The organism is Streptomyces sp. H27-H5 (assembly GCF_026627505.1).
Taxonomy (GTDB): domain Bacteria; phylum Actinomycetota; class Actinomycetes; order Streptomycetales; family Streptomycetaceae; genus Streptomyces.
The window spans coordinates 1-9732 of the sequence record NZ_JAPNLK010000165.1 but is presented as its reverse complement, the minus strand read 5'-3'; the positions used below and the strand labels follow the sequence as shown (position 1 = coordinate 9732).

Below are 9732 nucleotides of genomic sequence, written 5' to 3'. Positions count from 1 at the left end.
CCGCATCCACCGCCCGATAACCCAACCCCGACAACCGCTCGAACTCCCGCACATCACTCTTCCCCCCACCACCACTCAACAAATAACCCCCCGGCAACGTCACCAACACGTCCTTCGCAGTCCGCGACGTGTCGCTCCCGTCCAGGGCGGTGGCGATCAGGGCACGCAATTGCAGTACGTAGGTCTGGAGCGTCGTGCGGGCGCTGCGCGGCGGCAGGCCGCCCCACAGCTCCTCGATCAGTGCCGATACGGGTACCACCTGATCGGCATGGAGGGCCAAGAGGGCCAGGACCTGCCGGGGCTTGGGGGCGGTCGGCGTGATGGAGATCCCGTTCTCCCGCACGTCCAGTGCGCCCAGTACATCGATGTCCACGTCGTACTCCCCTGTCCTTGGATGAGTCGCAAGAGTCAGTAAAAAACAGGACCAGCGGTTTGTCAATGAGCTTCCCACCGCATCAGCTTCAGGCCGGCAACACCCGAGTTTCACTCAAAAGTCCTGCCCCACCTGCGAGTTCATCGGTTCCCAGGGAACAAACCGTAGGTATCAACCCCTCGATCGCCACCACACACGCCAGAAAACGCCTCCGAGATGGCCCATCAAACAGACCATTCAGTCTGCTTCGAGGTCCTCACCCGCCAGCAATCGCGGCAGAACCAACCCCCAGATCCGCGCCAGGGTTTGCGGCGCCATCCACTCGGGCTCGGCCGCACCCAACACCTCCAGCCCGACGGTCGAGGCCACCACCGCCCGCGCGGCGTCCTGCGAGGACACGCCCTCCGCGAGCATCCCGCCCCGTTCGGCCGCCCCCAACAACTCCTCCACCCACAGCCGCCACTGTCCCCGCAGGTCCACTCGGCTCTCGTGGGAGGAGTCGGCCGACAGCGCGAACCCGGCCCGTACCACGACGTCCTGCGCGAGCAGTTCCATCAGCTCGGCCGTCGAATCGACCAACACCCGTACCGGATCGCCCACCGACCGCTCCGCGCCGGTGATCCGGGCGACCGCGTCCGCCGCCCGTTCCTCGACGGCACGGGCGATCTCGGTCTTGCTCGCGAAATGGAAGTGCAGGCCACCGGCGGTCACCCCGGCCCGGCGACTGATCGCCGAGACCAACGCCGCCGCGAACCCCTCCTCCGCGAAGACCTGCGCGGCAGCGCGCACCAACGTTTCGCGCGTGCGAGCCGCACGCTCCTTCTTGATCATGGAGGCTCCACACACCGCACTCGCCGCATTCATCGCACCCTCGATGTACACAAAGGGCCACGAGATCTTGGTGCCACGTTCGGCGGGCGCACTGGAGGTTGGCCGGACTCGTACCGGAGTGAACACCTCCGCCCTGCTGGAGCGGCTCCGCCGGCCCTCCGAGCAGGGCACTCGCGAGCCCGCGCGCCACCCCGGCCCCCGCGGGCCTCCAACCAGCACAATCGGTGGGCGTGACAGGTTCGTGCAACCCGACCTCCGCTCCCTTCCGACATCCCGCGTCGTGCTACGGTCGCGACGTGATGACGGGGGACGACAGCATTCGGTTTTTGGCTGGGAAATCAGCATTGATCACGGGAGCGAGCGCCGGTATCGGAGCAGCCGCCGCCCGGGTGTTCTGTCGTGAAGGCGCCTCCGTGACCCTCGTGTCCCGCCGCGAAGAACCGCTGGCCACGCTCACCGACGAACTGCGCGCCGCCGGCCACCAGGTCCAGTACGTGGTCGCGGACGTCCGTGATTCCCAGGACGTGGCACGTGCCGTCGAAGCCGCCGTCACCGCGTTCGGCCGGCTGGACGCCGCCTTCAACAACGCGGGCGTCGGCGCGCTCCCGGCACCCATGCACGTCCTCGACGAGGACGTCTACGACACCATCATGGACACCAACGTCCGCGGGGTCTGGAACTGCATGCGCCACGAGATCCGCGCCATGCTGACCACCGGTGGCGGCTCCATCGTCAACAACAGCAGCACCGCGGGCCTGGTCGCCACCCCCGTGGCCGCCCCCTACGTCGCCTCGAAGCACGCGGTCGTCGGCATGACCAAGGCGGCCGCGTGCGAGTACGCGCCCCACGGCATCCGCATCAACGCGATCGCACCCGGCTCCACCCGCAGCGAGATGATCGACGCCTGGCTCCAGCAGAACCCCGAGGTGGAACAGATGCTCCTGAACTCGGCGCCGCTGCCCCGCATCGCGGAACCCCAGGAGATCGCGGAAGCCGCGGCCTGGCTCTGCAGCGACCGCGCCTCGTTCGTCGTCGGCACCACCCTCTCCGTGGACGGCGGCTGGACCACCCGCTGAGGACGCACCGCACACGGCCGCCCGCGCCGGGTACGACCGGGTGTCGTCCGGCGGATCACGCCTCGGGTTCGAGGGGCCGTAGGCCGTAGAGATTGGAGCGGTCGCCCTTGAAGCTGCGCCAGACAGTGGCCGGGGGTTCGGGTTCATCAGCGTGGCCGTCGAGCGGATGGGCGGTCACGAGGCCGTCAGCGATCTCGCAGTGCCAGCCCTCGGTCGGCGACCAGACACACCACACGTTGCCGTCCGTACGGCGATAGGCAGGCAGGCCGTGGCGCCGGCCATCGCGCTCGAAATGGTGGCGGATACCGTCGATGTGGCGCACGAAGGTGAAGGATGCAAGTGCCGTCATATCTTGGGCACGGTAGGCGACAACGCTGCTGCGGTATCGGCGACTTCCAGCAGGTCCTGCGGAGCGGGCGTGCGGGCACCGGGAGGGCGGCCTGGGCGGCTGATCGGCGAACGCTCGACCGCCCTCAGCGTTAACGGCGTTAACGCTGTCGCGGTGTTAACGGCGTTAACGCCGTTAATGATCCACTCCCTTGACGGCATCGCCCGCCGCCCCCTGCCCAACACCCTCGCCCACCGCGCACCTTGCGCGTCCGAGGTCGCCAACGCAGCCCGGGGAAAAGCCTCAAGAGCGTTAACGGCGTTAACGCCGTTAACGCCGTCAGGCACTGTCCGGCGGATCATGTGACTCGTGGATTGCCTGACCGTTGTTCCCGGCATGCGGCGGGGTGATCTGCTGCGGCCTCTGCCCGCCGGTGATCCGTCCCGGTCGCAACACCATCGTGTTGACCGTCCCGGCACGCAGTGCTTGAGTCGGCGCGTGGACAACATCTCTGCCAACCGACGTTTCTGGAACGAGATCAGCAGGGCCTACCAGCACAAGCACGACCCGCAGATCGGTGCGGCGCCCCGGCTGTGGGGCACGTACGCCATCCCCGACGCGCACCTGCACGCCCTGGGCGATGTCAGCGGCAAGCGCGTCCTCGAACTCGGCTGCGGCGCCGGCCAGTGGTCCAGGGCGCTCGCCGCTGAGGGCGCCACCGTGGTGGGGCTCGACCTGTCCGAAGCCCAGCTCGCCGCGGCAGCTCGCGCGATGGGAGCGGCCCGCTACCCGCTGGTGCAAGGCGCTGCCGAACAGCTCCCGTTCGCCGCCGACAGCTTCGACCTGGTGTTCTGTGACTACGGCGGGCTCAGCTGGGCGCCGCCGCACCTGGCCGTCCCGCAGGCCGCACGCATCCTTCGCCGCGGTGGGCGCCTGGTGTTCAACGTCGCCAGCCCGTGGTTCGAAGCCTGCTACGACGAAGCCGCCGGCCGCGCAACCACGACGCTGCACCAGGACTACTTCGGGCTGGACACCATCGCCGAAGACCGGGGCGCCGTCAGCTATCAGCTCACCTACGGCGACTGGATCAGGGTCCTGCGCGGCGCAGGTCTCGTCATCGACGACCTCATCGAGCCGCGACCCGAACCCGGAACAGCCAATGGCTACAACCAAACCGACCCGCCTGACTGGGCACACCGCTGGCCGGCAGAAGTGCTCTGGGTCACCCACAAACCGTAGGCAGCGCCGCACCGAGACGTGAAAGCACCCCTTCCCCGGTTGGCCCTGGAAGATCCTGTCCCACGTGCCATCCGCCGGACAGGCCCTCATGCCGCCGTCGGTCGGCAGCGTCCCCACTCCCGGCCGAAAGCGCCACCGAACGCTCCCCGTCCCGCCCCCACTCCCCCGGGCAACGACGACGGCTCCAGCAGGATGCCGACGGCGATCTCCCCGACCACACGCCGTCGAGGCGGCCGTGCCTGCCTCAGCTCCGGGTCCGCCGCTCCACCAGCAACCCCACGCCGTCGAAGATCCGCTCCAACCCGAACTCCAGCGCCTGGTCCTGCCCCCCGTGCTCCGCGACCGAGGCCAAGGCGGCGCGCAACGCCGGGTATCGCTCCCCGTGCTCCCGCATCACCTCACCCAGCACCCTCCCAAGCTCCGCGTCCGGCCCCCCGGTTCCCTCCGGCCCGCTCGTTGCGCCCCCCGCGGCCCGCTCCTGCTCGGCGATTCCCCGTACGTGCCCCGTCACCAACACCACCGTGTCCATGGCCTCGGCACCGCTCAGGCCGCACCCGTCGAGCGCCACCAGGGCCCGCTCCATCCAGCCGATCTCCCTCGGCCCCATCACCCGCGCCCCCACGGTCGCCTCCAGCAACCACGGGTGTGCCCGGAATCCGGCGAGCAGGCCCCCGGCCCAGACAGCGAGCTTCCCGCGCCATCCGGCGGCGACCGCCAACGCCTCGTCCAGCAGAACCGGTTCGGGCATCGCCGACTCCACCATCAGCGCGATCAGCTCCGACTTCCCCGGCACGTACCGGTAGAGAGCCATCTTGGTGACCCCCAGTTCCCCGGCCACCAACTGCATCGACACGCCGCCCAGCCCCTGCGTGTCGGCGATCCCAACGCCCGCCCCCGCGATGCCCCCCAGCGTGAGGCCGCGCTTCGGCCCGCGCGCGGGCTTCGCCGGCGGCCCCCACAGCAACCGCACCGCCGCGCCCCACTGTTCGCCGGACATCGACTCCTCCTTGCGCTCCCACCAAAACTGCGTCTACCGTACACGGGACAAACAGTATCCGTCGGACGCAATAATGCCGCGCAAGGAGATCCCATGTCCCGATACCCGCAGCACCCCGCGACGGTCCTCATCTCGGGTGCGAGCATCGCCGGGCCCGCCCTTGCCTACTGGCTGGGCCGCCACGGCTTCCGCCCCACCGTCGTCGAGGTCGCCCCGGCTCTCCGCGAGGGCGGCCAGGCCGTCGACTTCCGGGGGAACACCCACCTCACCGTCCTGGAACGCATGGGCGTCCTGAACAGGCTCCGTCGTATCCAGACCGGCGGCAGCCCCATGACCTTCGTCGATCAGGACGACAACGAGCTCCTTCACCTCCCGGCGGAGTTCGCCGGTGGCGACCTCGAAGTGCTCCGCGGTGACCTCTCGCACGTGCTGTACGAAGCCTCACGGCCCACCACCGAGTACGTCTTCGGCGACTCCGCCACCGCCCTCACCGAAACCGCCGGCGGCGTGCACGTCACCTTCCGCCACTCTCCGCCCCGCACCTTCGACCTCGTCATCGGCGCCGACGGCCTCCACTCCCACGTCCGCCGGCTCGCCTTCGGCCCGGAAGAGGAGTACGTCACGCACCTCGGCTACTACGCGGCCTCCTGGTCCCTCCCGACCCGCCTGGACCTGCGCCGCCCCGGCAGCACCGGCTACAACGTTCCGGGCCGCCTGGCGTCCGCGACCGCCGACCGCGCATTCTTCGTCTTCGCCTCACCGGCCGCCCCGTACGACCGCCACGACCACCGTGCCCAGAAGGAACACATCACCCGCGCCTTCAGTTCCCTCCCCTGGAAGACCCGAGAGCTTCTCGCCACCCTCCACGAGGCCCCGGACCTCTACTTCGACTCCATCAGCCGGGCCGACGTCGACACCTGGTCCGCCGGCAGGGTGGCCCTCGTCGGAGACGCCGCCTGCGGTGCGACGATCGGCGGGATGGGCACCGGTACCGGGATCGTGGCCGCGTATGTCCTGGCCTCCGAACTCGGCCGGACTCCAGAGGACCACCGGGCCGCCTTCGCCCGCTACGAGTCACTGGTCCGCCCGTACGCCGAGGCCTGCCAACGGGGCGGCGACCGTACGGGTCCCTTCCTGGCCCCCGCCACCCGACTCGGTCTGCGCGTGCGCAACACCCTGCTCAGGCGACCCCGCTGCCTGGCCTGGATGCTGGAGCAGGGCCAGAAGGTCAGCACGCTTGCCCTCCCGGAGTACGGCACGCGTACCGGGGCGAGGGCGAGCGTACACACGCCCTGACCGCCGGAAAGCCTCACTCCACTTAACGGCGTTAACGGCGTTAACGGTGCCGCCCGCGCTCCCACCTTCGAAAAGCAACAGGCGGAACCGAAACAAGTCCCTACAGACCGTCACCCCGCTCCGCAGAAAAGTACTTGTCGACTGGTTTTCTTTGCCCCCGTCCCACTAGATTGGCCAGACAGCACCACCCGCATCACCCACCACCGCAGCACCAGCACGATCGGCCGGACGGCCGGACATCATCAGGAGACAGACGTGGCCAGGGTCAGACAGGAACGCGCCGAGGTCACCCGGCAGGCGATCCTCGACGGCGCCGCCATCGCGTTCGACGACGCCGGCTTCCACGGCACCAGCCTCAGCGATGTCGTCAAGCACGCCGGAGTCACCAAGGGCGCCCTGTACTTCCACTTCCAGTCGAAGGAAGCCCTCGCCCGCACCCTGATGGACGAGCAGTTCCGGGTTTCCGACGACCTCCCGGCCATCGAGAACCCCGGCCTTCAAACCGCCATCGACGTAACGCACCAGATGGCGCACGGCCTGCGCACCAACGTCCGGATCCGGGCGGGCATCCGCCTGGTCATCGAGTTCGGCTCGTTCACCCACCCGGACTCGACGCCGTACAACACGTGGATGAACACCGCCCACAACCTGCTGACGCCGGCCCAGCAAGCGGGCGACGTACTCCCCGCGCTGGACGTCACCGACCTCTCGACCCTCCTCATCGGGTCGTTCACCGGCATCCAGGTCACCTCGTACGTCCGCACCACCCGCGCGGACCTCCACGCCCGGATCGCCGACCTGTGGGCGTTCCTCCTCCCCGGGATCACCCCCGCGGACCGCATTTCCTCCTTCGACCCGGCAGGCTCGCCCGAGTGCCGGGCCCAACTCGGTCTTCCGAACCCGGACTTCCCTGGGGTCCAGGTCGGCTGACGGCGTGTCCAGGGCGGCCTCGCACACGCCGTGGTGAACCACGGGGGTGCTCGCCACGGCGTGTGCGAGGCCGCCCTGTCACGTGCCGGGACCTGAGAATGGACTTTTGCGTAGCGTTTCGTTAGCAAAACCCAAGCGTGGCGCTCACGAACACTCTGGAACGTTAGTAAAGTCCCTCTCATGACTTCACCCTCCTCCCAGAGCGACCGAGAGAAAGTCGTCTCCAAGCTCCCCCCGTGGCTGCGCCAGGAATTGAAGATCCGCACCGCTCAACTGCGGGTCGACATCCAGGACGCCGTCCACGAGGGCATCGCCCACTGGAGCGCCCTCGCCTCGGCGCCCTCCCCCGTCGACACCTCCGGTGCCGAGTCGTTCTCCACCTGGCTGCCCGCCGGTCAGTGGGAGTCCTTCCGTACCGACTCCAAGCACCGCGGCGTCTCCCTCATCCAGGGTCTCGCCCAAGCCGTCCGCCTCTGGCTGGAGATGAACCCGGCCCCCACGGTCAAGCGGCCCTCCGTCGTACGACGCATCGTCGTCTGCAACCAGAAGGGCGGCGTCGGCAAGACCGCCGTCACCGCCGGCACGGCGGAAGCCCTCGCCGAGGACCCCGCCAGCCTGCACCCGGTCCGCGTCGCCCGCCAGCTGGCCCGTCGCTCCGCCGTCCAGGTCGACGACGAGGCGACGTACGAGGAACAGCAGCCGCTGCCCACCACGCCCCTCGACCTCGAAGACCTGCCGGGCCTGGGCATGCGCGTCCTGCTCGTGGACTTCGACCCGCAGGGCCACCTCACCAAGCAACTCGGTCAACAGACGCTCCCCATCGGCGGGGACAGCCTGACCTGCCACATGGCCGGCGAGGCCAAGGGCCCGCTCGCCGACCTGATCGTCCCCATCCCGGATGAGCGCTTCGGCGACCGGCTGCACATCCTCCCCGCCTGCACCGACGCCTTCCTCCTCGACGTCCGCCTCTCCACCGTCCGCGCCCGCGAGGCCGCCCTCGAACGCGCCCTGGCTCCCGTCGAGTCCGACTACGACGTCATCCTCATCGACTGCCCCCCGAGCCTCGGCCTCAGCATGGACGCCGCCATCTACTACGGGCGACGCCGCGACGCCGAACAGCCCGGAGCCTCCGGCGCCCTGATCGTCGTACAGGCCGAGGACTCCTCGGCCGACGCCTACGACCTGCTCACCTCGCAGATCAACGATCTGCGCGACGACCTCAGCCTCGACATCGACTACCTCGGCCTCGTCGTGAACCTCTACGACGGCCGCCGCGGCTACATCGCGACCTCGTCCCTCCAGGCCTGGATGGACATAAAGGATCCCCGGGTCGTCGCCATCGTGCCCGACCTCAAGGAACAGCGCGAGGCCGTACGGGTCAAGCAGCCGCTGTTCGTCTACGCCCCCAAGGGTGACCAGGCGGTCGCCCTTCGCGCGCTCGCCAGGGAGATCTCATGAGCAAGGCCGACAAACTCGGAGTCTCGGCATCCTTCGCCCGAGCGCAGCCGGTGGGCGTCAGCTCCCGCCGTGCCGCGATCGCTGAGGCCACGGGCGCCCCCACCTCCGGGGTCGTCCCGCCCTCCGAGGTGCCCATCGAGGCGTTGGCACACAACCCGTTCAACCTCCGCGAGGACCTGACGGAGCTGGACGAGCTGGCCCAGTCCCTGGTCTCCCGCGGCCAACTGCAACCCCTCGCGGTCGCCACCCGCATGGCGTTCATGGAGGCCCACCCGGGTCAGACCGACGGCCTCGGCCGCGCCCCGTACGTGGTGATCGACGGAAACCGGCGCCTCGCGGCCGCGCAGTTGGCCGGGATCAAGACCATGCACATCCACGTCAACGACGCCCTGTCCGCGTCGGCGGCGGACATCCTCGAATCCGCGCTGATCGCCAACGTCCACCGGGTCGACGTGGCGCCCATGGACCAGGCGCGCGCGCTCCAGGAGCTGGTCGACGTACACGGTTCGCAGGCCCAGGTGGCCAAGCGGCTCGGCAAGACGCCGGCCTGGGTCTCCCAGCGCCTCACGCTGCTGAACCTCACCCCCACCCTCCAGGAGAAGGTGGAGACCGGCGAACTCAAGGTGGAACCGGCCCGCCGCATCGGCCGCCTCCCCCAGGAGGAGCAGGCAGCCGCGGCGAACGACGCTGCCAACGCCGTCAATCCCCCGCGCCAGCGCACCCGTGTGACCCCCGCCCCCGTTAACGGCGTTAACGCCGTTAACGGCGTTAACGCCGTCGAGCCCTCGGCACCCCCCGCAGCACCGGCAGCACCCGTTACGGCGGCAGCACCCGCAGCACCCGCAGTATCGGTAGCCCCCGTAGCTCCCGTGTCCATCCCCGGCTCCCCCCGCATCACGATCTCCACGCACTCCCCGGAGACCATCGCGGACGCCCTCACGGCCCACCTCACACCCGACGACCTCAAGGCCGTCACGGAGCTGCTGATGACCCGTATCTGATGCCGCGCCCACGCCGGGGGCGTTAACGGCGTTAACGGCGTTAACGCCCCCGGCGATGCCCGCTCCCCCAGCCGACGCACTAGTGCTGCACCGCGAAAGTTCGTGGAGGGGGGTTGGGCCGGTCAGGCCGGGCTGCCGAGGTAGAGGGTGCCGGCGCAGGTAAGGCAGTCCTCGGGACTGCCGATGGGGAGGCCGGTGGGGAG

General features: G+C 69.4%; 10 protein-coding genes. 6 read left to right on the top strand and 4 right to left on the bottom strand.

The features are described 5' to 3' along the window. Nucleotides 1–373 (bottom strand): AfsR/SARP family transcriptional regulator (locus tag OTB19_RS40020; protein WP_267803727.1); only part of this gene is annotated, 373 nt, incomplete at its 3' end. 237 nt (nt 374–610) lie between these two features. Then, nucleotides 611–1204, bottom strand: a complete 594-nt coding sequence (locus OTB19_RS40015) for a ScbR family autoregulator-binding transcription factor (RefSeq protein WP_267803726.1) — start codon at nt 1202–1204, stop codon at nt 611–613. Between the two features lie 299 nt (nt 1205–1503). Between OTB19_RS40015 and OTB19_RS40010 the strand changes: the two genes are divergently transcribed. Continuing rightward, a complete protein-coding gene (locus tag OTB19_RS40010; protein ID WP_267803725.1) occupies nt 1504–2280 on the top strand; it encodes an SDR family NAD(P)-dependent oxidoreductase in 777 nt (258 codons plus the stop codon). 55 nt (nt 2281–2335) lie between these two features. On the opposite strand, the gene OTB19_RS40005 is transcribed toward OTB19_RS40010, so the two are convergent. Continuing rightward, nucleotides 2336–2629 (bottom strand): hypothetical protein, encoded by a 294-nt coding sequence (locus tag OTB19_RS40005; protein WP_267803724.1) that lies wholly within the window; start codon nt 2627–2629, stop codon nt 2336–2338. 477 nt (nt 2630–3106) lie between these two features. Between OTB19_RS40005 and OTB19_RS40000 the strand changes: the two genes are divergently transcribed. Then, entirely contained in the window at nt 3107–3847 is a 741-nt protein-coding gene (locus tag OTB19_RS40000) for a class I SAM-dependent methyltransferase (RefSeq protein ID WP_267803723.1), read from the top strand. Nucleotides 3848–4091: 244 nt separating this feature from the next. Here OTB19_RS40000 and OTB19_RS39995 read toward each other — a convergent pair whose 3' ends face one another. Continuing rightward, nucleotides 4092–4844: a TetR/AcrR family transcriptional regulator gene (locus OTB19_RS39995; RefSeq protein ID WP_267803721.1), complete on the bottom strand. Its 753-nt coding sequence runs from the start codon at nt 4842–4844 to the stop codon at nt 4092–4094. A 93-nt stretch (nt 4845–4937) separates the two neighbouring features. Between OTB19_RS39995 and OTB19_RS39990 the strand changes: the two genes are divergently transcribed. The 4 genes from OTB19_RS39990 to OTB19_RS39975 all read left to right on the top strand — a co-directional run bounded on the left by OTB19_RS39990 (nt 4938) and on the right by OTB19_RS39975 (nt 9529). After that, nucleotides 4938–6140, top strand: a complete 1203-nt coding sequence (locus tag OTB19_RS39990; protein ID WP_267803720.1) for an FAD-dependent monooxygenase — start codon at nt 4938–4940, stop codon at nt 6138–6140. 255 nt (nt 6141–6395) lie between these two features. Further along, entirely contained in the window at nt 6396–7070 is a 675-nt protein-coding gene (locus OTB19_RS39985; protein WP_267803719.1) for a ScbR family autoregulator-binding transcription factor, read from the top strand. A gap of 180 nt (nt 7071–7250) precedes the next feature. Next, entirely contained in the window at nt 7251–8528 is a 1278-nt protein-coding gene (locus OTB19_RS39980; protein ID WP_267803718.1) for a ParA family protein, read from the top strand. Beyond that, nucleotides 8525–9529 carry a ParB/RepB/Spo0J family partition protein gene (locus OTB19_RS39975; RefSeq protein WP_267803717.1) on the top strand — a complete coding sequence of 335 codons (1005 nt, stop codon included), beginning with the start codon at nt 8525–8527 and terminating at the stop codon, nt 9527–9529. The genes OTB19_RS39980 and OTB19_RS39975 overlap by 4 nt, the downstream gene beginning before the upstream one ends. Nucleotides 9530–9732: the final 203 nt, after the last annotated feature.